Origin of the sequence: Streptomyces sp. NPDC041068, from assembly GCF_040647455.1 — a bacterium.
GTDB lineage: Bacteria > Actinomycetota > Actinomycetes > Streptomycetales > Streptomycetaceae > Streptomyces.
In genome coordinates this window covers 316,410-339,684 of the sequence record NZ_JBEZCG010000003.1, presented here as the reverse complement: position 1 = coordinate 339,684, position 23,275 = coordinate 316,410, and the positions used below count along the sequence as shown (strand labels likewise).

The 23,275-nt window shown below is 71.8% G+C and carries 20 protein-coding genes; 3 read left to right on the top strand and 17 right to left on the bottom strand.

What is annotated here, in order from left to right; genetic code table 11:
* Positions 1–151: 151 nt before the first annotated feature.
* The 8 genes from AB0B50_RS08565 to infC all read right to left on the bottom strand — a co-directional run bounded on the left by AB0B50_RS08565 (position 152) and on the right by infC (position 9,021).
* Positions 152–1,141 carry a PP2C family protein-serine/threonine phosphatase gene (locus AB0B50_RS08565; protein WP_362328232.1) on the bottom strand — a complete coding sequence of 330 codons (990 nt, stop codon included), beginning with the start codon at positions 1,139–1,141 and terminating at the stop codon, positions 152–154.
* A gap of 387 nt (positions 1,142–1,528) precedes the next feature.
* Positions 1,529–4,039 carry a phenylalanine--tRNA ligase subunit beta gene (gene pheT / locus AB0B50_RS08560; protein ID WP_362327664.1) on the bottom strand — a complete coding sequence of 837 codons (2,511 nt, stop codon included), beginning with the start codon at positions 4,037–4,039 and terminating at the stop codon, positions 1,529–1,531.
* Complete coding sequence (pheS, locus tag AB0B50_RS08555; protein ID WP_362327661.1) at positions 4,039–5,169, bottom strand: phenylalanine--tRNA ligase subunit alpha; 1,131 nt, start codon at positions 5,167–5,169, stop codon at positions 4,039–4,041. The genes pheT and pheS overlap by 1 nt, the downstream gene beginning before the upstream one ends.
* Positions 5,170–5,318: 149 nt before the next feature.
* Entirely contained in the window at positions 5,319–6,461 is a 1,143-nt protein-coding gene (locus AB0B50_RS08550) for an ATP-binding protein (RefSeq protein WP_362327658.1), read from the bottom strand.
* Positions 6,462–6,556: 95 nt separating this feature from the next.
* A complete protein-coding gene (locus AB0B50_RS08545; RefSeq protein WP_362327655.1) occupies positions 6,557–7,402 on the bottom strand; it encodes an RNA methyltransferase in 846 nt (281 codons plus the stop codon).
* Positions 7,403–7,575: 173 nt separating this feature from the next.
* Positions 7,576–7,962, bottom strand: coding sequence for a 50S ribosomal protein L20 (gene rplT / locus AB0B50_RS08540; protein WP_055699044.1), 387 nt, complete (start codon positions 7,960–7,962; stop codon positions 7,576–7,578).
* Positions 7,963–8,059: 97 nt separating this feature from the next.
* Positions 8,060–8,254 carry a 50S ribosomal protein L35 gene (gene rpmI, locus AB0B50_RS08535; RefSeq protein WP_007829094.1) on the bottom strand — a complete coding sequence of 65 codons (195 nt, stop codon included), beginning with the start codon at positions 8,252–8,254 and terminating at the stop codon, positions 8,060–8,062.
* A 107-nt stretch (positions 8,255–8,361) separates the two neighbouring features.
* Positions 8,362–9,021: a translation initiation factor IF-3 gene (gene infC, locus AB0B50_RS08530; protein WP_362328230.1), complete on the bottom strand. Its 660-nt coding sequence runs from the start codon at positions 9,019–9,021 to the stop codon at positions 8,362–8,364.
* 393 nt (positions 9,022–9,414) lie between these two features.
* Between infC and AB0B50_RS08525 the strand changes: the two genes are divergently transcribed.
* Complete coding sequence (locus tag AB0B50_RS08525; RefSeq protein WP_362327651.1) at positions 9,415–9,792, top strand: DUF1844 domain-containing protein; 378 nt, start codon at positions 9,415–9,417, stop codon at positions 9,790–9,792.
* Between the two features lie 4 nt (positions 9,793–9,796).
* On the opposite strand, the gene AB0B50_RS08520 is transcribed toward AB0B50_RS08525, so the two are convergent.
* The 3 genes from AB0B50_RS08520 to AB0B50_RS08510 form a co-directional block, all read right to left on the bottom strand.
* Positions 9,797–10,531: an SseB family protein gene (locus AB0B50_RS08520; RefSeq protein WP_362327648.1), complete on the bottom strand. Its 735-nt coding sequence runs from the start codon at positions 10,529–10,531 to the stop codon at positions 9,797–9,799.
* Positions 10,532–10,585: 54 nt separating this feature from the next.
* Positions 10,586–11,764, bottom strand: coding sequence for a type VII secretion-associated serine protease mycosin (gene mycP / locus AB0B50_RS08515; protein ID WP_362327645.1), 1,179 nt, complete (start codon positions 11,762–11,764; stop codon positions 10,586–10,588).
* 74 nt (positions 11,765–11,838) lie between these two features.
* Entirely contained in the window at positions 11,839–13,629 is a 1,791-nt protein-coding gene (locus tag AB0B50_RS08510) for a hypothetical protein (protein WP_362327642.1), read from the bottom strand.
* Between the two features lie 195 nt (positions 13,630–13,824).
* Between AB0B50_RS08510 and AB0B50_RS08505 the strand changes: the two genes are divergently transcribed.
* Positions 13,825–15,027, top strand: coding sequence for an amino acid deaminase/aldolase (locus tag AB0B50_RS08505; RefSeq protein WP_362327639.1), 1,203 nt, complete (start codon positions 13,825–13,827; stop codon positions 15,025–15,027).
* Between the two features lie 13 nt (positions 15,028–15,040).
* Here the strand turns inward: AB0B50_RS08505 and AB0B50_RS08500 are convergent, their stop codons facing one another.
* From AB0B50_RS08500 to AB0B50_RS08475, 6 genes are all read right to left on the bottom strand, one after another.
* Complete coding sequence (locus tag AB0B50_RS08500) at positions 15,041–15,997, bottom strand: DUF2510 domain-containing protein (protein ID WP_362327636.1); 957 nt, start codon at positions 15,995–15,997, stop codon at positions 15,041–15,043.
* A gap of 47 nt (positions 15,998–16,044) precedes the next feature.
* Positions 16,045–17,346, bottom strand: coding sequence for a haloacid dehalogenase-like hydrolase (locus tag AB0B50_RS08495; protein ID WP_362327633.1), 1,302 nt, complete (start codon positions 17,344–17,346; stop codon positions 16,045–16,047).
* 22 nt (positions 17,347–17,368) lie between these two features.
* Positions 17,369–18,151, bottom strand: a complete 783-nt coding sequence (locus AB0B50_RS08490) for a haloacid dehalogenase-like hydrolase (protein ID WP_362327630.1) — start codon at positions 18,149–18,151, stop codon at positions 17,369–17,371.
* 636 nt (positions 18,152–18,787) lie between these two features.
* Entirely contained in the window at positions 18,788–19,570 is a 783-nt protein-coding gene (locus tag AB0B50_RS08485; RefSeq protein WP_362327627.1) for a 3-oxoacyl-ACP reductase, read from the bottom strand.
* A gap of 6 nt (positions 19,571–19,576) precedes the next feature.
* Positions 19,577–20,947 (bottom strand): aldehyde dehydrogenase family protein, encoded by a 1,371-nt coding sequence (locus tag AB0B50_RS08480; protein ID WP_362327625.1) that lies wholly within the window; start codon positions 20,945–20,947, stop codon positions 19,577–19,579.
* 8 nt (positions 20,948–20,955) lie between these two features.
* Complete coding sequence (locus AB0B50_RS08475) at positions 20,956–22,326, bottom strand: glutamine synthetase family protein (protein WP_362327623.1); 1,371 nt, start codon at positions 22,324–22,326, stop codon at positions 20,956–20,958.
* Positions 22,327–22,401: 75 nt separating this feature from the next.
* Between AB0B50_RS08475 and AB0B50_RS08470 the strand changes: the two genes are divergently transcribed.
* Entirely contained in the window at positions 22,402–23,151 is a 750-nt protein-coding gene (locus AB0B50_RS08470) for an FCD domain-containing protein (protein ID WP_362327620.1), read from the top strand.
* Positions 23,152–23,275 lie beyond the last annotated feature (124 nt).

The window sequence follows — 23,275 nt, the reverse complement described above, 5'->3', positions numbered from 1 at the left end:
GAGGCCGGCCGGGCCGCCGGCTCCCCCCTCGAACAGTGCGGCGGCCCTTTCTGGCGCCGTCCGTCCCGCCGTCTGCCCGACAACTCCATGGCGGGGCGGATGGCGCATGCCGCCTTCCCGATGACGCATTCCGCGGGCCCGGCCCCGGATCTCAGCTCATGGTGCGGGCGTGCCGCCCCGGTTCCGACTGCTGGACCGGGACCCTCTTGCGGTCGTTGCGCAGCGCTAGCAGCGCCGCGTCGTCCGACGGCAACCGGCCCGCGTGGCGCAGGAGTTGGGCGTAGAGCGCACGGATGAGCCCCTGCGGCGAGATCGGCTGCGAGCGCGCGGCCTCGGTGAGCGCCGCCTGCAGCGGGAAGAACGCCCCCGCGGCGTTCCGCGCGTCCTCCACCCCGTCCGTGTGCAACACCAGCGCCTGGCCAGGCAGCAGCTGCCCGCAGTGCAGCACGGACAGGTCGGCCGGGAGCGGGAAGGCACCGAGCGGCGGCAGCGGTTCGGCGTCGGTCAGGGGCCGGGCGCCCCCGCTCAGCAGATGGGGCCACGGGTGCCCGCAGTTGAGCGCGGAGATCTCGCCCTCCTGGCTGATCTCCAGGAGCAGGACGGTGACGAACTCCTCGGCGAGCGGACAGTCCGGCACCGCACCGCCGCCCGCGGGGTGCTCGGCGCGGGAGCGCTCCCGCAGATGTCGCCCGAGGGCCCGCTCCAACCTGCGCAGGACGTGCGGCAGTTCGGGCTCGTCGTGTGCGGCCTCGCGGAAGCTGCCGAGGACGGCGGCGACGGTCGCGATGGCTGCCAGGCCGTGCCCCCGGACGTCTCCCATGACGACACGGACGCCGTGGTCGGTGGCCGCCACCTCGTACAGATCGCCCCCGACGGAGGCACCACGCGAGGCGGAGAGCCGCCCCGCGGCGAGCGCGAGCCCTTCGACGCGGGGTGGCAGCGGCCTCAGCAGCACGTTCTGTGCGGCGCCCGCGACCTCGCGGATCTGCCGCAACTCCCGCAGCAGCGCCCGGCGTACATGCAATATGAGCCCGGTCCCCACGGCGAAGAAGACGGCGCTGCTGACGATCCGCGCCCCCATGCCGTCCTGCTGGGCGAGCGGGCAGGCCAGTTTGTACGTGATGGCGACGGCGCCCCACACGGTCGGCAGCCCCAGCGCCAGCGCGCGCCGGACCTTCTGGCGCTCCGCTCGGCGCTCGACGCGACGCCGCACACGGGGAAGGAGACGGGGAAAGACACGGGGCAGCCTCCGTGGAACTCGTCGTCGGGGACTCCTGCCGCGCACCCTTGCCCGGAGCATCGCCCGGCAGGGAGGCCCCGCCTTGATACGGATCATGCCGACGGCCCCCCTAAGGCCCTGTTCAGCGAGTGGCCGACCCCTACGGCCGGATTGATTCTGTCGACCGTGTGGCCCGACCGGGCCAGAGTGACGCCACTTGTCACTCAAACGAGTGAGGGGCTTATCCGGTGGTCCGGATAAGCCCCTCTTTGCGCCCCTTGTGCGCCTGTTCTCGACTACGGGCGGTGACTACGCTCCGCGCAGCACCGCGCCCGTGTGCTCGGCCGCCAGCGCGACGGCCGCGTCACGGGCCGCCGACGCCTCGTCGACGGTCAGCGTGCGGTCGGCCGCGCGGAAGCGCAGCGCGTACGCGAGGGACTTCTTGCCCTCACCGATCTGCTCGCCCTCGAAGACGTCGAACAGCCGGATGGACTCCAGGAGCTCACCCGCGCCACCGCGCAGGAAGTACTCGACCACCGCGGCGGGCACCTCGGAGTCGACCACGAGGGCGACGTCCTGGGTGGCCACCGGGAAGGTGGAGATCCGCGGCGCCTCGACCGCCCCGTCGCGCGCCGTCTCCAGGCGGTCCAGGTCCAGCTCCATCGCGCAGGTGCGCGCGGGCAGGCCCAGCGCCTTGACGACGCGCGGGTGCAGCTCGCCCGCGTGGCCGACGGTGACGATCTCGTCGCCGACGAGAACCTTCAGCTCGGCGCAGCGGCCGGGGTGCCACGGGCCGTACTGCCCCTGGTCGACGATCAGCTCGACGCCGACCTCGCGGGCGATGGTCCGCGCCGCCTCGACGGCGTCGGCCCAGTCGGCCGGGCGGCCCTTGCCCCACCAGCCGGCCTGCTCGCGGGCGCCCGTGAGGACGACGGCGGCGTGCCGGGGCTGGACGGGCAGCGCCTCGGTCAGGGAGGCGATCTCCTCGTCGGTGGGACGCCGGTCGACGGGCAGGCGCACCGCGACCTTCGACTCCTCACGCGGGTGGAACACGAGACCCGTCTCGAAGAGCGCCAGGTCGTGGCTGCCGCGGCCGTCGTTGCGACGGAGCGCGCCGAGCAGGCCCGGCAGCAGCGTCGTACGGAGCGCGGGCTCCTCGTCGGAGAGCGGGTTGACGAGCTTGACCACGCGGCGGTTGTCGTCGTCCTCGTCCAGACCCAGCTGGTCGAAGACGCCCTCCCCGATGAAGGGGTAGTTCGGCGCCTCGACGTAGCCGGCGCCGGCCAGGGCGCGCCCGATGCGGCGGTGGGTGCGCTGCCGCTCGGTCAGGCCGCGGCCCGCGGGGGGCTTGGGCAGCGTCGAGGGCAGGTTCTCGTACCCCTCGAGGCGGATGACCTCTTCGGCGAGGTCGTTCGGCTCGGCGAGGTCGGGGCGCCACGACGGGACGGTGACGGTCAGGTCGTCCTGACCGTAGACGTCGCAGCCGACCTGCTGGAGGCGGCGTACGACGGTCTCGCGGCCGTAGTCGACACCGGCGACCTTGTCCGGATGGTCGGCGGGCATCGTGATCGTGCGCGGCCCGGTCGGCGCGATGACCTCGGTGACGCCGGCCTCGGCGGTGCCGCCCGCGAGCAGGACGAGCAGGTCGACGGTGCGCTGCGCGGCGGCGGCCGCGGCCTGCGGGTCGACGCCGCGCTCGAAGCGCTTGGACGCCTCGGAGGGCAGCTTGTGGCGCCGGGCGGTGCGGGCGATGGAGATCGCGTCGAAGTGCGCGGCCTCGATGACGACGTCGGTGGTGCCGGCCCCGTCCTCGTGGTCCGCGATCTCGGTGTTGGCACCGCCCATGACGCCCGCGATGCCGATGGGGCCGCGGTCGTCGGTGATGACCAGGTCCTCGGCGTCCAGGACGCGCTTGGCACCGTCGAGGGTGGTGAACTTCTCGCCCTGCTCGGCCCGGCGCACGCCGATCGTGCCCTGGATGCGGGAGCGGTCGTAGGCGTGCAGGGGCTGGCCGAGCTCCATCATCACGTAGTTGGTGATGTCGACGGCGAGCGAGATCGGGCGCATGCCGACCTTCTGCAGACGGCGCTGCAGCCAGATCGGGGAGCGCGCCTCGGGCTGCAGGCCCGTGACGGTGCGCGCGGTGAAGCGGTCGCAGCCCAGCGGGTCGCTGATCTTGACCGGGTAGCCGAAGGAGTTCGGCGCGGGCACGTCGAGGAGCGCCGGGTCGCGCAGCGGCAGGCCGTACGCGATGGCGGTCTCGCGGGCGACGCCGCGCATCGAGAGGGCGTAGCCGCGGTCGGGCGTGACGGCGATGTCCAGGACCTCGTCGACGAGCTCCAGGAGCTCGATGGCGTCGGTGCCGGCCTCGTGCTCGGGCGGCAGGACGATGATGCCGCCGCTGCCGTCGTCGCCCATGCCGAGCTCGTCGCCGGAGCAGATCATGCCGTGCGAGGTCTTGCCGTACGTCTTGCGGGCGGCGATGGCGAAGTCACCGGGCAGGACGGCGCCGGGCAGGACCACGACGACCTTGTCGCCGACGGCGAAGTTCCGGGCGCCGCAGACGATCTCCTGCGGCTCGCCGGTGCCGTTGGCGGAGCCGACGTCGACGGTGCAGAAGCGGATGGGCTTCTTGAAGCCCTCCAGCTCCTCGATGGTGAGGACCTTGCCCACGACGAGCGGGCCCTTCAGGCCGGCGCCGAGCTGCTCGACGGTCTCGACCTCCAGGCCGACCTCGATCAGCTTGGCCTGCACGTCACGGCCGGTCTCGGTGGCGGGGAGGTCGACGTACTCCCGCAGCCAGGAAAGCGGGACCCGCATCAGATCTCCATCCCGAACGGCCGGGTGAACCGGATGTCACCCTCGACCATGTCTCGCATGTCTTCGACGTTGTGGCGGAACATCAGCATCCGTTCGATGCCGAACCCGAAGGCGAATCCGCTGTACTTCTGGGGGTCGACGCCGCAGGCGGTGAGCACCTTCGGGTTGACCATGCCGCAGCCGCCGAGCTCGATCCAGCCCTCGCTGCCGCAGGTGCGGCAGGGGCGGTCGGGGTTGCCCACGGACTCGCCGCGGCAGACGTAGCACACCATGTCCATCTCGGCGGACGGCTCGGTGAACGGGAAGTAATTGGGGCGCAGCCGGGTCTTCATGTCCGGGCCGAAGAGCGCCTGGACCATGTGGTCGAGCGTGCCCTTCAGATCGGCCATGGTCAGGCCCTCGTCGACGGCGAGCAGCTCGATCTGGTGGAAGACCGGGGTGTGCGTCGCGTCCAGCTCGTCCGTGCGGTACACGCGGCCGGGGCAGACGATGTAGACCGGCGGCTCACGGCGCTCGATGAGCGAGCGCGCCTGCACCGGGGAGGTGTGGGTGCGCAGCACGACACCGGACTCGTCGCCCTGCGCGCCCTCGGGGCCCTGGACGAAGAAGGTGTCCTGCATCTGCCGGGCCGGGTGGTCGGGCGTGAAGTTGAGGGCGTCGAAGTTGAACCACTCCGCCTCGACCTCGGGGCCCTCGGCGACCTCGTAGCCCATCGAGACGAACACGTCGGCGACGCGCTCCATCATCGTGGTCAGCGGGTGCCGGGCGCCGGCGGGCGTGCGGTCGTACGGCAGCGTGACGTCCACCGCCTCCTCGACCAGGACGCGGGCGTCACGCTCGGCCTCGAGCTCGGTCTGGCGGGCGGCCAGCGCCTTGCTCACGGCGCCGCGCGCCATGCCGACGCGCTTGCCCGCCTCGGCCTTGGCCTGCGGGGGCAGCGCGCCGATCTCGCGGTTGGCCAGCGCCAGCGGCGAGGTGCCGCCGGTGTGCGCGACCTTGGCCTCCTGGAGCTTGTCGAGGGAGTCTGCGGCCGCGAAGGCGGCGAGCGCCTCGTCCCGCATGCGCTCGATCTCTTCAGGTTTCAGTGCCTCGACCTCAACAGGGTCGTACGACTTGTTCGGTGCCGACATCTCTTCCCGTGCTTCCGATTGGCTGGCGGATGGGTCCCCGTCAACAACTCGGAGACAAGCTGTCCCAGGTGTGGGGACACAAAGTGCCAACGACCGAGTCTAACGGGGGTGCGGTGAACGAATGAGCCCGCGGGCTGCTCAGGGCGTGATCACTGGAGATACGCCGGAGCCCCCACGGGCAACGTAAATCGGAACTGGGCGCCGCCGCCGGGGGCCCGGCCGACGGTGATCGTCCCGCCGTGCGCCTCCACGATGCCCTTCACGATGTACAACCCCAGTCCCGTCCCGCCGCGTTTGCTGCCCCGCCAGAAGCGGGTGAAGACGCGGCCCATCGACTCCTCAGGAATACCGGGACCCTCGTCGCTCACGGTCACGGCGGTCTCGGCGCCGCCCCGCTCGCGCGGTGACGAGGAGGGGGCCACATCGATGGTGACGGTTCCCTCGCCGTGCCGCACGGCATTTTCCAGCAGATTGCTGAGTACCTGGTCGATCTTGTCGGGGTCCGCCCAGAGATCGGGCAGCGGCTGCTGGAGCCGTACGAGGAAGCGGTCCGCGTCCTGGCCCGCGGCGACGTGCGCCTGGATGTGCCGTCCGACGGCGGCGCCTATGTCGACGGGCTGTCGGCGCAGCTCCAGACGTCCGGAATCGATCCGGGAGATGTCGAGCAGCTCGGCGATCAGCCGTGTGACGCGGTTGGCGTCGGCGTCCACGGTCTCCAGCATCAGCTTCTTCTGGTCGTCCGTGAACCGCTCCCACTTGGCGAGCAGCGTCGCCGTGAAGCCCTTCACGGAGGTGAGGGGAGAGCGGAGCTCGTGGGCCACCGTGGCGATCAGCTCGGCGTGGCTGCGCTCGGTGCGGCGGCGGGCCTCGGTGTCGCGCAGCGAGACGACCACGCGGTGCACGGGACCGGTGCGGACGGTGCGTACGTAGCGTGCGGAGACGAGGACCTCGCGGCCGCCGGGCAGCAGCAGATTGCGTTCGGGCTGGCGCACGCGGGTGGCGAGGCCGCCGTAGGGATCGGTGAGCTGCCACCAGCGGCGGCCTTCGAGGTCCTCTAAGGGGAGCGCACGCTCCAGGGAGGCGCCGAGTGCCTCGGCCGCGGGGACCGCGGTGATCCGCACCGCCGCCGCGTTGAAGCAGATGACCCGGCCCGTCTCGTCCGCGACGACGAGCCCGTCCGGCAGTTCGTCCGGGTCGAGTCCGAGGTCGCCGAGTTCACCGGGACCGCAGCGGTCCGCGCGAGTACGGACGAAGTCCTGTACTCCCGGTGCTCTGCTCGTGCCGACGCTCATTCCCCGAACTCCACCCTCTCGGACCGGCGGTGGGGTACCTCCCTGCTCGAGCGAAGCCGAGAGCTTGGGGGAGGGCCCCCGAGCCCGTCACACTACTAGCTCGATGTGACGGAGCGGCACCCTCCGGCGGCACGCTGTGCACGGGCGGACGCATAGAGGCATACTGCCGCGGCCGTCGCGAGGTTGAGGCTCTCGGCTCTGCCGTGGATCGGAACGCGCACCACCGCGTCCGCGAGTGCGCGGGTCTCCTCCGGCAGTCCCCAGGCCTCGTTGCCGAAGATCCAGGCGCTGGGGGTGCCCATGGTGCCCTTGTCGAGCTCCGTGTCGAGGTCGTCCTCGCCCGCGCCGTCGGCGGCGAGGATGCGTACGCCCGCGCCCTTCAGCCCTCGCACGGCCTGCTCGACGGGGACGCCGACCGCGACCGGCAGATGGAAGTGCGAACCGACCGACGCCCGCACCGACTTGGGGTTGTAGAGGTCCACGGAGGCGTCCGTGAGGATCACCGCGTCGGCGCCCGCGGCGTCCGCGCAGCGCAGCACGGTCCCGGCGTTCCCGGGGTCACGGACGTGCGCGAGGACGGCGACGAGTTTCGGCCTCGCGGCGAGGATCTCCTCGAAGGGCACGTCCAGGAACCGGCAGACCCCGACGAGCCCCTGCGGGGTCACGGTCGTCGAGATGTCGGCGATGACGTCCTCGTCGGCGAGGTGCACCCGGGCACCCGCGGCACGGGCCTCCCCCACGATGTCGGCGTAGCGCTCGGCGGCGTCGACGGTGGCGAACAGTTCGACGAGCGTCTGCCCGTGCGCGGCGGCCTCCCGCACCGCCTGCGGCCCCTCGGCGAGAAACAGCCGCTCCTTCCCCCGAAAATTCCGCTTGGCAAGCCGCCGGGCGGCACTGACGCGGGGCGACTTCGGGGAGATCAACTCAGGGGCGGCAACCATAAAACTCACCTTAGGCAAAGCACCCCTGAAGGGGGCGCGGGGAACTGCGCGACAAGCCACGAGGGACCCGCGGACGGCAGCGAACAGAAGACGGCAGACGAGCCCCCGAACACACTCGGACCCGCAAGCCAGCCGGCCTGCGGGTCCGAAGTCACGCTCAGCTCAGCGCAGCGTTACGCGGCAGCCTTCGGGGCGTTGACATCCGACGGCAGCGCCTTCTGCGCGACCTCGACGAGCGCGGCGAACGCGTTCTCGTCGTTGACGGCCAGCTCCGCGAGGATCTTGCGGTCCACCTCGATGTTGGCGGCCTTCAGACCCTGGATGAAGCGGTTGTACGTGATGCCGTTGGCGCGGGCAGCGGCGTTGATGCGCTGGATCCACAGCTGACGGAAGTCGCCCTTGCGCTTCTTGCGGTCGTTGTAGTTGTAGACCAGGGAGTGGGTGACCTGCTCCTTGGCCTTGCGGTACAGGCGCGACCGCTGGCCGCGGTAGCCGCTGGCCTGCTCGAGGATCGCCCGACGCTTCTTGTGGGCGTTGACTGCCCGCTTGACGCGTGCCACTTTTTAACTCCTTGTAGCGGGGCCGTGGTTGGACTCACACGACCCGGTATCGATTGGGTCCCGGTCAGAGGTCAGGTGCCGTGTCCGGCACCCGAACTCACTTGCCGAGAAGCTTCTTGATCTTCTTGGCGTCGCCCGGGGCCATCTCGGCGTTGCCGGTGAGGCGACGCGTCAGACGGGACGACTTGTGCTCGAGCAGGTGGCGCTTGCCGGCGCGCTCACGGAGCACCTTGCCGGAGCCGGTGACCTTGAAGCGCTTGCTGGCACCGCTGTGCGACTTGTTCTTCGGCATAGCGCCGTTCTCTCCTCGTCAGTGGCGCTCCGATGCCCGGTCGTGAAACCGGGCATCCGGGAGCGTCATGGTGTGTCAGTTGGCATCCCTGGACTTGCGTCCGGGGATCAGGCCTCGGCGGGAGCCTCGGCCGGGGCCTCGGCGGGAGCCTCGGAAGGCTCCTCCTCGGAGGCGTTCTGCGAGCGGCCCGGGTTGGCCTTCGCGTCCGCCTTGCGAGCCGCCTGGGCCTCACGGGCCTCGGCCATCGCCTCGGTCTTCTTCTTGTGCGGACCGAGGACCATGATCATGTTTCGGCCGTCCTGCTTCGGGTTCGACTCGATGAACCCGAGGTCCTCGACGTCCGAAGCGAGACGCTGCAGCAGTCGGAAGCCCAGCTCGGGGCGGGACTGCTCGCGACCACGGAACATGATCGTGATCTTGACCTTGTCGCCCTGCTTGAGGAACCGGACGACGTGACCCTTCTTGGTGTCATAGTCGTGCGGGTCGATCTTCGGCCGGAGCTTCATCTCCTTGATGACCGTGTGCGCCTGGTTCTTGCGCGCCTCACGGGCCTTCATGGCCGACTCGTACTTGAACTTCCCGTAGTCCATGAGCTTGCACACGGGCGGACGGGCGTTCGCCGCGACCTCGACCAGGTCAAGGTCGTACTCCTGCGCAAGCTCCAGGGCCTTGGCAAGCGGAACAATCCCGACCTGCTCGCCGCTGGGACCGACAAGTCGCACCTCGGGAACGCGAATCCGGTCGTTGATGCGGGGCTCGGCGCTGATGGATCCTCCTCGGTAGCACCACGCGACCGTCTGGCGGACAGCCGCGTTACGTCTGTTTTCTGGACCAACCGCGCCGGAGCACAAAAAATGCCCCGACCGATCACAGGAAGGGGCTCCACGTACTACCGGAGCACCTCCGCGGTGATCGCGGGGCGCACATCATGCGGCCCGAAGCCTCGGGGGCTTCGGTCGCCTGACCGGTGACCCGCCGCTCCGGGGAGCGGCCAGGTGGGAGATCGGAGCCTCCACTTGTGGGCCGGATCCTTGCGTTGGCACGCGGGTCTCCAGCCGGTCGTTACACAAGGTTAGCAGCTCCCCGGGGGTGGAGCGAACCAGTGTGCACACCCGCTCCCGCGGCTCGGACCGTCCGGGGCGCGGCTTATCGTGTGGGACATGAGCGAGACGACCTCCACCCCCGAGTCCCCCGCCGGCGACTCCCCCGACTTCGACACCCTGACCCGTGACATCGCGGACGTCCCCGCGGTCGAGGTGATCACCACGGTGGCGGTCCACCTGATGAGCGCCGCCGCCGTGAACCTCGGCCTCGCCGAGGGAGGCGAGGGCCACAAGGACCTGGACGAGGCCCGCAAGCTGATCCACTCGCTGGCGGGACTGCTCGACGCGAGCGCCACCGAGGTCAGCTCCTTCCACGCGGCGCCGCTGCGTGACGGCCTGAAGTCGCTGCAGCTGGCGTTCCGCGAGGCGTCGCTGGTGGCGGACGAGCCGGGTCAGGGTCCGGGCGAGAAGTACACGGGCCCGGTCTTCGGCTGAGCCCTCACACCGTACGTACGTAGAGGGGCTCGCCCGGTGGCGTCGCCTCGGCCGGCAGGAGTGCCAGGTCGAGACCGCGCACCAGGCGGGCCCTCAGTGCTTCGTCGGCCGCGATCCGCCGCGCCACCCGCTGGGCGGCGTCGGCAGGGTCCGCGGCCGGGTCGAGGACCAGGGCGAGGGTGCCGTCCGAGCGGCCGGGGCCGAGGTGGGCGCGGACCACTGCGGGCTCGGCGGCGACGGCCGCGCGCACGGCGTCGGTGACCGCGGGGTCGGCGAGCGGGTCGGCGCTCACGCGGCCCTCGGCGAGGGCGAGCAGGGCGGATCGGCCCAGTTCATAGGGGACGGGGCCCGCGAGGTCGAGGACGATCGTGTCGGCCTGCTCGTGGGCGGCGGCCTGGAGCGCCTGGTGCAGCGGGACGGCGACGGGGCGGGCCGCCGGGTCCCACAGGGCGAGGGCCTCGATGGAGGTGAAGGCGGGCAGCGCCTTGCGGTCGCCTGCCTTCAGGGTGGGGACCGCCATGTCGCTGGTCTTCTCGCGGCGCAGTCCGTTCTCGTCCTCCTCGACCTCGCCGAGCACGGCGACGACGGGGACGAGGAGCCGGGCTCCGGCCAGGGCCGCCAGGACGGGACCGTGGGCCGTGCGGTCCTCCGACCAGGCCGCGAGCGCCGCGGCAAGGCGCGGGTCGGCGGTGCCGTCGTCGTCGGAGAAGCCCGGGTCGGGAATGTTCTTGTTCGCCATGTTCGCCACGGTGCGACCCTACAGAGGCGTACTCCCGTAAGGACGGGCCGGGCCCTACAGGGGCAGGTCGGGGCGTCTGCGGACCGGTCGGCCGCGCCACAGGTACACCGCGGCGGCGAGCATGGCGACACCGAGGCCGCCCGCGACGGGGCCGACCCAGCCCACGAAGCCACTGTCGGCTTGCTCCGGGTCCGGGCCCCGGCCGAAGTACTCCGCGCCGTACGCCGTCGTGCGCAGCTCGTCCGGCTCGAGCTTGCCCGCACGGGTGAGCGCGGCCGCCGGGTCGATGAGGCCGAAGCCCCGGGAGTCGTCGCGGCCGCCGGCCGGGACGTCGCGGGCGGTGCGCTCCAGGAGCTGCTTGATCTGCGCGGGCTTCAGGTCGGGGTGGGCGGCGCGGATCAGGGCGACGGCGCCGGAGACGAAGGCGGCGGCCGCGCTGGTGCCCCAGCCCTCGTAGTACTTGCGGTCGGGGTCGGCGATGACGATGTCGTCGCCGGGGGCTGCGACGGTGGCGTACCAGCGGCGGGTGGAGAAGGAGGCGCGGTTGCCGTTCTCGTCGACGGCGGTCGCCGCGATCACTCCGGGGTAGGCGGCCGGGTAGGAGACGTGGTCGCCGCGCTCGCCGCCGTTGCCCGCGGAGGCGACGACGGCGACGCCCTTCTTGAGGGCGTACTGCACGGCGGCGTCCTCGGCCGGTTCGGGGTGGGCGGACTTGGAGTCGTCGCCCAGGGAGAGGTTGATGACGTCCGCGCCGTTGTCGGCGGCCCAGCGGATGCCTTCGGCCAGGGCGTTGCCGCGGGTGTTGCGGGCCTTTCTGCGGGCGGGGTCGCCGTCCTCCAGGATCACGCGGACCGGCAGGATCTTGGCCTCGGGCGCGATGCCGAGCACGCCGTCGCCGCGGCCCTGGCCGTGTCCGTGGCCCGCGATGATGCCGGCCATGGCGGTGCCGTGCCGGGCCCAGGGGCGGTCGCCGCGCCGCGCCCCGAAGCCGACCATGTCCTCGCCTTCGAGGACGTTGCCCGCGAGGTCGGGGTGTTCGGCGTCTATGCCGGTGTCCAGGACGGCGACGGTGATGCCCTTGCCCTTGGTGGTCTGCCAGGCCTGGCTGGTGTGCATGGCGTCGAGGGCCCACTGCTGGGCGCGGATGCCGTCGTTGGCGTGCGCGGTGGTGGCCGGGATGAGCGCGAGCGAGGCGGCGAGCGCGGTGGCGACGAGCGGCTGACGGATCCTCATGACACCTTCCTTGCGGCCCTTCACGCCTCTTTCCCCCTCACGCCCTTCTTCTCCGCTCACGGCCTCTTCCCCGCTCACGCCTTCTTCCCCGCGGCCGCGATGGTCTTGCGCAGGCCGCGCTCGACGCGGTCGGCGATGCCCTTCGCCTCGTGGCCGAGGCCCGACTGGGCGGGCGCCGACGTGGTGTTGGTGCCCATGGCCTCGGTGGCGGGCTCGGGGTCCGTGACGGTGCGGCCGTCGGCGAACCCGGAGACCGCGTACGCGACGACGGGCGCGTCCGGGAGCACGGACACGGTCCAGGAGGCACGCTGTGCGTCGCCGAAGTCCTCGGCGGCGGTTCCCTTGGCGGCGTAGGGGCGGGGCATGAGGTCGGGGCGCCGGTCGAGCCCTTCCTCCGTGAAACGGTTCCGCAGTGCCTTCATCGCGTCGGCGTCAGCCTTGGTGAACAGCAGCCCCACGGTGGTGACATGGCTGCGGGTAGCGTCGGTGTACGTGGCGCGGAGCAGCCGCAGACAGCCCGCCGGCGCGAGGGCCTTCCGCAGCAGCGGGTCGAAGGCTGCCCGGCAGCCGCTGTCCGGGGCGACGGCGATACGGGTCCAGGAGCGGTCGGCGCCGCCGGGGCCCGCGCCCTCCCCCTTGAGGGTGGGCGGGAAGAGCCGGTCTACGGGGACGCTGTGCCAGAGCTCGCCTGTGACGGTGTACGCGCTGCGGGTGGTGTCGCCGGCCACGGACTCGCCGGTGAGCCAACTCCCGGTCACCGCGCCGCCGATGAGGCCGAGCCCGAGGACGACGCAGGCCGCGGCGGCGGCCGCGCGGGGTCGGGCCCAGCCACGGACGGGGCGCAGCCGGGTGGTGGAGTCGTCGTACATCGCGGGCCGCGCGAAGAACACGAAGGGCCGGCCGGCGCCGGGCCCCGGCGTCAGATCGACGGCACCGACCGCACGCCGCGCGGCAGTTGCACGGGCCGCCCCTTCGGCAGCGGGTACCGACGGCTCATCAACGACGGGCCGCAGCCGGGCGGTGGTCTCCTCGTCCGCGGCAGGCGGGGCAGAGGACTGCGGGGCGGCAGCGGGACGCCGGGGCGGGGCGGGGCGTGCCGGGGAATCGGCGGCACGGTCGGCGCTCGACTCCCCCTCCACGGCAGGCGGGGCGGAAGGCTGCGGCGGGACGACCGGCCGCGGGGCGCGGGGCGGCAGGGCATCCTTGCCGCCGCCGTCCACCTCCGGCTCCCCGCCCGCGGCGGGCGGGACGGGGGGCTGCGGCGGAACAACCGGGTGCGGAACAACCGCGCGCGGGGCGGCGGGCGTCGCGGCGGCGGTGGCGGTGGCGGTGGCGGTGGCGGTGGCGGTGGCGGTGGCGGTGGCGTCGGCCGTGGTCAGCCCCGCGTCGAAGGCAGGCTTCGGTGGGTCGTCGGGCAGACGGGCCGATGCGGGAGGCGGCGGAGGGGACTCCTCGGCGGTGTCGTGCTCCGCAGTGCCCTCCGCTGTGGCGCCGTGCTCCGCGGTGTTCTCCTCCACCCCGGCACCGTGCTCCGCGGCGTTCTCCTCCACCCCGGCGTCCTGCTCCGCCCTGGACCCCACGGACCGTTCCGTGCGGGCCTTTTCGAAGGGGGCCAGCAGGTCCTTTATGCGCGCGGCCGTTCCGTCGGGGGCGTCGTCCCTGTCGGCGGCCGTGCCCTCGGGGGCGTCGTCCGCCGCAGGCCGCGGGGCGCCGAGCACCCAGTCCTCGTCGACCGGCGGCGGGACATCGGGGAAGCGGGCGGAGGGCGCGGGCGGCGGCTCTTGTGACGGCGCCGGCGGGGCCGCGGGGCGGGGCGGCGTCGTGGGGCGCGGCGGGATGGGGCCGCGAGGCGCCTCCGTGCTCATGCTCCCCCGTTTCCTCGCGCTCGGACTGCCGGAGCGCTCGGCTCCGCATGGCGCGGTACGCGTCGCTCGGCCGGGCTCCGTGCGCGTCACTCTACGGGCAGACGCAGGTCGCGAGGGAACTCAGTCCGCACCCCCGGGCGATCTGCCCGGATCATCCCCCTACCCTCGGGTAATCGTGTCTGGCAGGCTTCGCCCATGACTGCCCTCGCCGCAGACCGGGCCCGCTACGACAGGGCCACCGCACACCTCGACGCCCCTGTCGCGATCGTCGATCTGGACGCCTTCGACGCCAATGCCGATGACCTGGTGCAGCGGGCCGGGGGCAAGCCGATCCGGGTCGCGAGCAAGTCCGTGCGCTGCCGTGCCCTGCTCGAACGGGTCCTGGCCCGCGACGGATTCGCCGGGATCATGTCGTTCACGCTCGCCGAGTCGATCTGGCTGGCCCGCTCCGGCTTCGAGGACGTGCTGCTCGCCTACCCCTCGGCGGACCGCGCCTCCTTCGCCGAGCTGACCGCCGACCCGAAGCTCGCGGCCGCCGTGACCGTGATGATCGACGACCCGGCCCAGCTGCGGCTCATCGACGAGGCGAGGAACGGCGGGACCGAAGAGGTGCGGGTCTGCCTGGAGTTGGACACCTCCTTCAAGGTGCTCGGCGGCAAGGTGCGGATCGGCGCGCTGCGTTCACCGCTGCACTCGCCCGTGCAGGTCGCCGCCCTGGCCCGCGCCATCGCCCGGCGGCCCGGCTTCCGGCTCGTGGGCGTCATGGCGTACGAAGGTCATGTCGCGGGGGTGGGCGACGCCGTCGAAGGGCATCCGGCGCGCTCGCGGGCGATCCGGATGATGCAGGCCGCGGCCCGCAAGGAGTTGGCCGCGCGCCGCGCGGAGACCATCGGCGCCGTGCGCGCGGTCGCGCCGCACCTGGAGTTCGTGAACGGCGGGGGCACCGGCAGCGTGCAGCACACCGCGGCGGAGCGCGCGGTGACGGAGATCGCCGCGGGGTCGGGGCTCTTCGTACCGAGGCTCTTCGACCATTACACGTCGTTCAGCGGACGCCCGGCGGCGCTCTTCGCGCAGCCCGTGGTGCGCCGGCCCGGCGTGGGGATCGTGACGGTGCTCGGCGGCGGCTATCCCGCGTCGGGCGTCGCGGGCGCCGACCGCTCGCCCGTGCCGTATCTCCCGCAGGGGCTGCGGTACGACCCGCAGGAGGGCGCGGGCGAGGTGCAGACCCCGCTGCACGGCCCCCCGGCGGACGACCTGCTGATCGGCGACAAGGTGTGGTTCCGGCACGCCAAGGCCGGGGAGTTGTGCGAGCGGTTCGAGACCCTGCAGCTGGTGGAGGGCGACAAGGTGACGGCGAGCGTCCCGACGTACCGGGGCGAGGGCCGGACGTTCCTGTGACCCTCGCGGCGCCTCAGGGCGTCGCCCCCACGTCGTTGCCCACGCCGCCGCCCGTCGCGCTGTCGTCGACCGAGCGGATGCCCTTGGTGATCTCGTCCATGACGGAGACCGGCGGCGCTCCGTCCCCCGCGCCGACGGCGAAGCGGACGATGATCATGGACTCCGAGCCGACGCTCGACGCGAAGGCGAGCGACTGGACGTAGCCGCCGTCGCCCTTGGCGGTGTGGACGCGCCAGCGCACGAAGTAGCCGCTGCGGCCCGCGACCGCCACCTGGCCTTCCTTGACCTTCTTGGTGCTGGTGATGCCGCCGTAGGGCTTGTTGTCCAGCTTGTCCTTGTCGTACGCCGCGTCGGCCGCGTCCTTGATGTCGGCGCGGGCGAGGGCCTTGGGGTCCGTCTCGTCCGTGCCCGTCGAGGTGCTCGACGTGACGGTGCCCTCGCGGCAGAGGCCGGAGTCGCCGGGGCAGTCGACAATGTCCGGGGTCTGGATGGTCGCGCCGCCGCCGATGGTGTCGTCGTCCTTCTCCCAGCCCTTGGGGACGGGGATCGTGATGCCGTTCAGGTCGTCGACGAGGGTGTTCGGGTCGGTGTCGGTCGGCGAGGGCGACGCCGACTTCTCCGTGGCGGACGGCGTCGGGCTCGTGGCGGCGGGAGTGGTCGGCGCGGGGCTGCCGCCCTCCGGGTCGCCGTCGTCCTCGCCGAGGACGACGGCGCCCGTGACGATCGCTCCGACGAGGACGGCCGCGGCGACGGTCAGCGCGATCACCTTCGCGCGGCCGCCGCCGCCCGCCGATGCCACCGGCATGACGGAGGTCGTGGCCTGAGGCGGCCCGAACCCCTGCTGTTCCGGGGCGACTTGGGCGTTCTCGGGCGCACGCCGGTGCTCGGTCCAGGCGGACCCGTCCCACCAGCGCTCGACGGAGGGCTGGTGGGGGTCCGGGTACCAGCCGGGCGGCGGCGACATGCTCATCCCGGCACTCTAGGACTTCGTCCGACGATCAGTACACCGAGTCCCGCTCAGTACGCCGAGTCCCGCTGGTCCGGCACCACCGTGCCGTCCTCCCGCAGCACCGGGCCCTTGCTCCCGTCGTGCTCGTTGTACGCGGCGGTCGAGCAGGGGTAGGTGCCGCTCTTCTGCGGCAGCGGCTCGATGAACATGGGGTTCACGACCCAGCGGCCGTCCGCGTTGTCGTACGCCCGGCACATGAACTCGCTCTTGTTGCGGTTCAGGACCAGGTGCGCGCCGGTGGCGTCGCCGACGAACGTCACGTCCGTGTCGGCGTCGCCGCCGCCGAGCGCGATGCGGTGCGCGAAGTCCTGCTTCTCCCAGGCCTTCTTGCCCTTGATCCCGAAGATCTCCTGGTTGATCCAGCAGCGCTTGCCGTCGATGTACGGGATGGCCTCGCCCTTGTTGACGGGGACACCGCCGCAGCCCTGGTTCCAGGTGGTGATGCGTCCCTTGCGGTCGAGGACCGAGCGGATGGCGACCGTGTGCTTGCGGTCGATGCCCACGCCCTTCGACCAGACTTCCGTCACCGGCTCCGAGCCCGCCGAGACGATGTAGACGTCGAACCCGGCCTTCTTGAGGGTGCGGATCAGGTCGCGCTGCTGGTCGTAGTAGCGGACGTACCCGGGGATCTTGTGCGTGCCGACGGTCTGCGTCGCGCCGACCGGGGCGGCGAGGGCCTCCTTGCGGGCCTTCGCGGCGTACGTCTCCAGTTCGCGGACGGTGTGCCCGGCGAAGAGCTGCGGCACCCAGGCGTACTGCGGGACGGTGTGCCGGTGGTCCCACGTGCCCGCGAAGGCGGCGGCGCCGCTCATCGTCTTCCCGTCCTCACGGACCTCGAAGATCTCGTCGGCGCAGGCGGTGTTGGTGGAGGTGGGCAGCGGCTTGCCGACGGGCACCTCGGTGCCGCACGCCTTCGTGAGCGCGCGGTCGGCCTCGTCGGTCATCCACTTGCTGGTGGACTTCCAGCTCTTGGGGCGCAGGATCTTGTCGTGCCGCAGCGCCCAGGCGATGGTCGCGTCGGTCACGTCGTTCTTGGTGATGGTGTTGTCCCAGTCGAACGCGGCGACCGGGCGCTTGCTCCTGCCGTGCCCCAGGTCCGGGTTCGCGCAGGTGCCGCGCTCGTCGATGGTCCGCTGGAGCTTGGCGCGGTTGTTGCCGTGCCACTCCAGCTTCGTCGAGAGCTGCGGGCAATGCCCACCGGACATCAGGGAGTTCGCGGGCGTGGCGGCGGCCGCGGGGAGAGCTGCCGGCACGGCCGCCAAGGTGGCGGCCGCGGCCAGGGTCAGCGCCAAAATGTTTCTGTTACGCATGTGAGTGGACCGTACATCAGTCCTACGAGGCTGACGATGCCGGAGACGCCCCGTACACCGTGTCCCTCTGATCGGGGATCACGGAGCCGTCCGTACGGCGCACCGGGCCCTCCCTGCCGTCCCGTTCGATGTAGCCGGTGGTGGCGCAGGGGTAGGAGTCGGTCTTCTTGCCCTTGGGCTCGATGAACATGGGATTGACCAGCCAGCGGCCGTCGCCGTTCTCGTAGGCGCGGCACATCAGTTCGTTCTTGTTGCGGTTCAGGACGAGGCGCAGACCGGTGGCGTCGCGCAGGAACGAGACGTCCGTGTCGGAGTCGCCCGCCGCGAACACCTGGCGCTTCGCCGCCGGTTGGACCTTCTCGGCCGCGGCGCCGCGCACGCCGAAGATCTCCTTGTTGATCCAGCAGCGCTTGCCGTCGATGTACGTGATCATCGAGTCGTCGCCGTCCCGCACGGTGCCGCAACCCTTGAGGCGGGCGGTGTGCTTGCCGTGCGCGGTGACGTTGCGGATACCGATGGTGTGCTTCGCGTCGATGCCCACGCCCCTGCCCCACACCTCGGCGATCGGTTCGGGCGACGCGGAGACGACGTACACGTCGAACCCGGCCTTCTTGAGGGTGCGGATCAGGTCGCGCTGCTGGTCGTAGTAGCGGACCCAGCCGGTCACCTCGTGGGTGCCGACCTTCTGCTCCGTGCCGATGGGCGCGGCGAGGTTCTCCTTGCGTGCCGCGGCCGCGAACTGCTTGACCTGGCGCGTCGACCAGCCGCGGGTGAGCTGGGCGAGCCAGGCGTACTGCGGCTCCATGCGGCGGTGGTCGAAGCCGCGAAGGCGGCCTTGCCCGAGGTCGTGGTGCCCTCGCTGTAGACGGAGAGGACCTCGTCGGCGCAGGCGGTGTCGCGGTGCGTGGGCAGGGTGGTGCCGGTGGCGGGGCAGGCGTGCGCCAGGGACTTGGCCGCCGGGGCGGTGAGGTAACGGCTCGTGGTGCGCCAGTCGCCCCGCTCGGGCGTGCGTATCCTGCCGTTGCGCAGCAGCCAGAACATGGTGGCGTCGCCGATGTCGTTCTTGATGACCGTGTTGTCCCAGTCGAAGGTGGCGACGGGCTTGGCGCCGCCCTTGTGGGCGCCCTCACCGCAGCGGCCGTACCGGTCCACCATGCGCTGGAGCCGCGCCTTGTTGTCGCCGTACCAGCCCTTCGACACGGTGAGGTCGGGGCAGGCCTTCGGCCGCGTGTGGGCGGCGGGCTGAGTGGCTTCCGCGGTGGCCTGGACGGTGACGAGACCGGCTCCGGCGACGGCGAGTACGGCGGTGGCCGCGGCGGCGCGGCGCTTGAAGTTCACGAACACGCTCCAGTATTTACGCAGGTCAGCCGGGCGTCGTGCGACGCCCGGCTGACGGGTGGGTGGCTGCTGGGTGAACTGCGGGGGAGCCGGTGGGCGGGGCCTACAGCGGGGTGACGTAGGCCCCGGTGAGACCGCCGTCCACGAGGAAGTCCGTGGCGTTCACGAACGAGGAGTCGTCGCTGGCGAGGAAGGCCACCGCGGCCGCCATCTCCTCGGCCTCGGCGAAGCGGCCCACGGGAATGTGCACGAGGCGGCGGGCCGCGCGCTCGGGGTCCTTGGCGAACAGCTCCTGCAGGAGCGGGGTGTTGACCGGTCCCGGGCAGAGCGCGTTGACGCGGATGCCCTCACGGGCGAACTGCACGCCCAGCTCGCGGGACATGGCGAGGACGCCGCCCTTGGACGCGGTGTAGGAGATCTGCGAGGTCGCCGCGCCCATCCGCGCCACGAACGAGGCGGTGTTGATGATCGAGCCCTTGCCCTGGCGCCGCATGTAGGGGATGGCGGCCTTGCAGCACAGGTACACGGAGGTGAGGTTGACCTCCTGGACGCGCTTCCAGGCCTCCAGACCCGTGTCCAGGATGGAGTCGTCGTCGGGCGGCGAGATGCCCGCGTTGTTGAAGGCGATGTCGACGGAGCCGTAGGTGTCGAAGGCCGTCTTGAAGAGCACCTCGACCTGCTCGGCGTCGGTCACGTCGACCTTCACGAAGATCCCGCCGACCTCGTCGGCGACGGCTTTGCCCGCACTATCGTCGATGTCGCCGCAGACGACGTGGGCGCCCTCGGAGGCGAGGCGGCGCGCGGTGGCGAGGCCGATGCCGCTGCCGGCTCCGGTGATGACGGCGGTACGGCCTACCAGGCGGCGGCAGATGGTCTGGTCGGTCATGGTTGCTCAGGCCTCCGTGCTGTCGGTGCGTTCCGTGCTGATGAAGACGTTCTTGGTTTCCGTGAAGGCAGTCAGGGCGTCGGGGCCGAGTTCGCGGCCGAGCCCGGACTGCTTGTAGCCCCCGAAGGGGGTCCAATAGCGCACGCTGGAGTGGGAGTTGACGGAAAGGTTCCCGGCCCGCACGGCCCCCGAGACGCGCAGCGCCCTGCCGACGTCCCGCGTCCAGATCGAGCCGGACAGGCCGTACTCGGTGGAGTTGGCGAGCCGGATCGCGTCGGCCTCGTCCTCGAAGGGGATGACGACGGCGACCGGGCCGAAGACCTCCTCGACGGCGACGGGCGCGTCCGGGGCGACGTCGGTGAGCAGCGTCGGCGGGAACCAGAAGCCGGGGCCCTCGGGCACCGCGCCGTGGATCCCGGAGCCCGAGGGGACGTACGAACGCACCCGTTCCAGCTGGGACTTGGAGATCAGCGGGCCCATCTGGGTCTTCTCGTCGGCCGGGTCCCCGACGACGTACGACTCGACGGCGGGCGCCAGGACCTCGACGAATCGGTCGTACGCGGAGCGCTGGACCAGGATGCGGGTGCGGGCGCAGCAGTCCTGGCCGGAGTTGTCGAGGAAGGAGCCGGGCGCGGCGAGCGCGGCGGCCTCCACGTCGGCGTCCGCGAAGACGATGTTCGGGCTCTTGCCGCCGAGTTCGAGGGTTACACGCTTCACGCGGTCGGCGCACTTGGCCATGATCTGCTTGCCCACGCCGGTGGAGCCCGTGAACACGATCTTGGCGACGCCGGGGTGCTCGACGAGGGCGTTGCCCGCCTCGGCCCCGGTGCCGGGCAGGACCTGGAAGAGGTGCTCGGGAAGGCCTGCCGCCAGGGCGAGTTCGGCCAGGCGCAGCGCGGTGAGCGGGGTCGTCTCCGCGGGCTTGAGGAGCACCGCGTTGCCGGCCGCGAGGGCGGGGGCGGTGCCCCAGGCCGCGATCGGCATCGGGAAGTTCCAGGGCGCGATGACGCCGACGACGCCGAGGGGTTCGAGGATCGTCACGTCCAGGCCGCCGGGCACGGGGATCTGACGGCCATTCAGGCGCTCCACTCCCCCGGCCGCGTAGTCGAGCAGGTCGCGGACGTTGCCCGCCTCCCAGCGGGCGTTGCCGATGACGTGCCCGGCCTCGCGGACCTCCAACAGGGCGAGCTCTTCGACGTGTTCGTCGACGGCGGTGGCGAAGCGACGCAGGAGGCGCGCGCGGTCGGCGGGGGCGGTGGCCGCCCACTTCTCCTGGGCCCTTGCGGCCCGGACGACGGCGGCGTCGACGTCTGCCGCGGTGGCGGCGGGGACGGACGCGACGACCTCTTCGGTCGCCGGGTTGAGTACCTGCAGCAAGTCGTTCCTCACATGCGTTCGAAGGAGCGGCGGAGCTCCCAGTCGGTCACCGCGGAGTCGAAGGCGTCCAGCTCGACCCGCGCCATGTTGCGGTAGTGCGCGACCACTTCGTCGCCGAAGGCGGCCTTGGCGATGGGGCTGTTCTCCCAGAGCTCGGCGGCCTCGCGCAGCGTGGTGGGCACATGCTCGTAGTCGCCGGTGTAGGCGTTTCCGGTGCACTCGTCGGGCAGTTCGAGCTTCTGCTCCATGCCGTACAGACCCGCGGCGATGAGCCCCGCGACCGCGAGGTGCGGGTTGACGTCGCCGCCGGGCAGCCGGTTCTCGAAGCGCAGGGAGCGGCCGTGGCCGACCACGCGCAGCGCGCAGGTGCGGTTGTCGTAGCCCCACGCGGCGGCGGTCGGCGCGAAGGAGCCGGGCTGAAAACGCTTGTAGGAGTTGATGTTGGGCGCGTACAGGAGGGAGAAGTCGCGCAGCGCCACCAGCTGGCCCGCGAGGAAGTGCCGCATGACGGGCGACATTCCGCCGGGGTCGTCCGAGGAACCGGCCATGGCGTTGTTGCCGTCGGCGTCCTGGAGCGAGAGGTGGATGTGACAGGAGTTGCCCTCGCGCTCGTTGAACTTGGCCATGAAGGTGAGCGAAACACCCTCCTGGGACGCGATCTCCTTGGCGCCGGTCTTGTAGATGGCGTGCTGGTCGCAGGTGACGAGGGCCTCGTCGTAGCGGAACACGATCTCGTGCTGGCCGGGGTTGCACTCCCCCTTGGCCGACTCGACGACGAGCCCGGCGGCCGCCATGTCGTTGCGGATGCGGCGCAGCAGCGGCTCGATCCGGCCGGTCCCGAGGACCGAGTAGTCGATGTTGTACTGGTTGGCGGGCGTGAGGTCCTTGTAACCCGCGTCCCAGGCCTGCTCGTAGGTGTCCTTGAAGACGATGAACTCGAGCTCCGTGCCGACGTGGGCCGTGAAGCCGAGCTCAGCGAGCCGGTCCAGCTGGCGGCGCAGGATCTGCCGGGGCGCGGCCACGACGGGCGAGGAGTCGTTCCACGCGAGGTCCGCGATCAGCATCGCGGTGCCCTCGTTCCAGGGGACCCGGCGCAGGGTGCTCAGGTCGGCGTGCATGGCGAAGTCGCCGTAACCGCGGTCCCAGGAGGACATCGCGTATCCGTCGACGGTGTTCATCTCCGTGTCGACGGCGAGGAGGTAGTTGCAGCCCTCCGTGCCGTGTTCGAGGACCTCGTCGAGGAAGAAGCGGGCGGCGAACCGCTTGCCCTGGAGCCGCCCTTGCATATCGGGGAAGGCCAGGACGACAGTGTCGATCTCGCCGCTCGCGACGAGGGAGCGGAGCTCCTCGACGGCGAGCGGGGGTGTGCGGTCTGCCACGGGAAAAGCCTCCTTGGGTCAGCCGGGAGCCATAAGGTATTGCGGAGAACCATTGCTTGGGAAGGGGGTACGGGCATGTCGCACACGGAAGAGGGCACGGCGCCCGCGTCCGAGGACGACGACCGGCTGACGCAGGTCCTTCGCCCGGTGCGGGCGGGCAACGGCTTCGAGGAGGCCCTGGAGCAGATCCTCCAGGTGGTCCGCCTCGGCCTGGTGCCCGGCGGCGAACGCCTGCCGTCGGAGCGGGAGTTGGCCGACCGCCTCGGCATCAGCCGGGTCACGCTGCGCGAGGTCCTGAAGGTGCTGCAGGACCAGGACCTCGTCGAGTCGCGCCGCGGGCGCTACGGCGGCACGTTCGTGCGGCCGCGCCCCGAGGCACCCGGCGAGGACGAGCTGCGGCGCAGGGTCGCGGACGTCGACGTGGAGGACGCGCTGCGCTTCCGCGAGGTCCTCGAGGTGGGGGCGGCCGGTCTGTGCGCGGCGCACGGCCTGAGCGACGAGCAGGCGGACCGGCTGCGCGCGGCGCTCGCGCAGACCCATGACGCCCCGCTTTCGGAGTACCGCAGGCTGGACACGCTGCTGCACCTCACGCTCGCCGAGCTGTGCGGGTCACCGACGCTCACGGCGCAGTACGCGGCGGTGCGGGCCACCGTCAACGACCTGCTCGACTGCATCCCCCTCCTGGTACGGAACCTGGAGCACTCCCAGCGCCAGCACACCGCGCTGGTCGAGGCCGTGCTCGACGGGGACGCGGACGGGGCGCGGGAGATGATGCGGGAGCACTGCGCGGGGACGGCGGCGCTGCTGCGGGGCTTTCTGACGTGAGCACGTGAGGCGCGATTAACCGCGGCGTAACGCAAGGGGCTTGATTTCTCCCACCCGGCACGACAAAGGTATGGATCCGTTCCATTGAGTCACCTCGGCTGAGTCCCCCAGCCGCCAAGCCCCA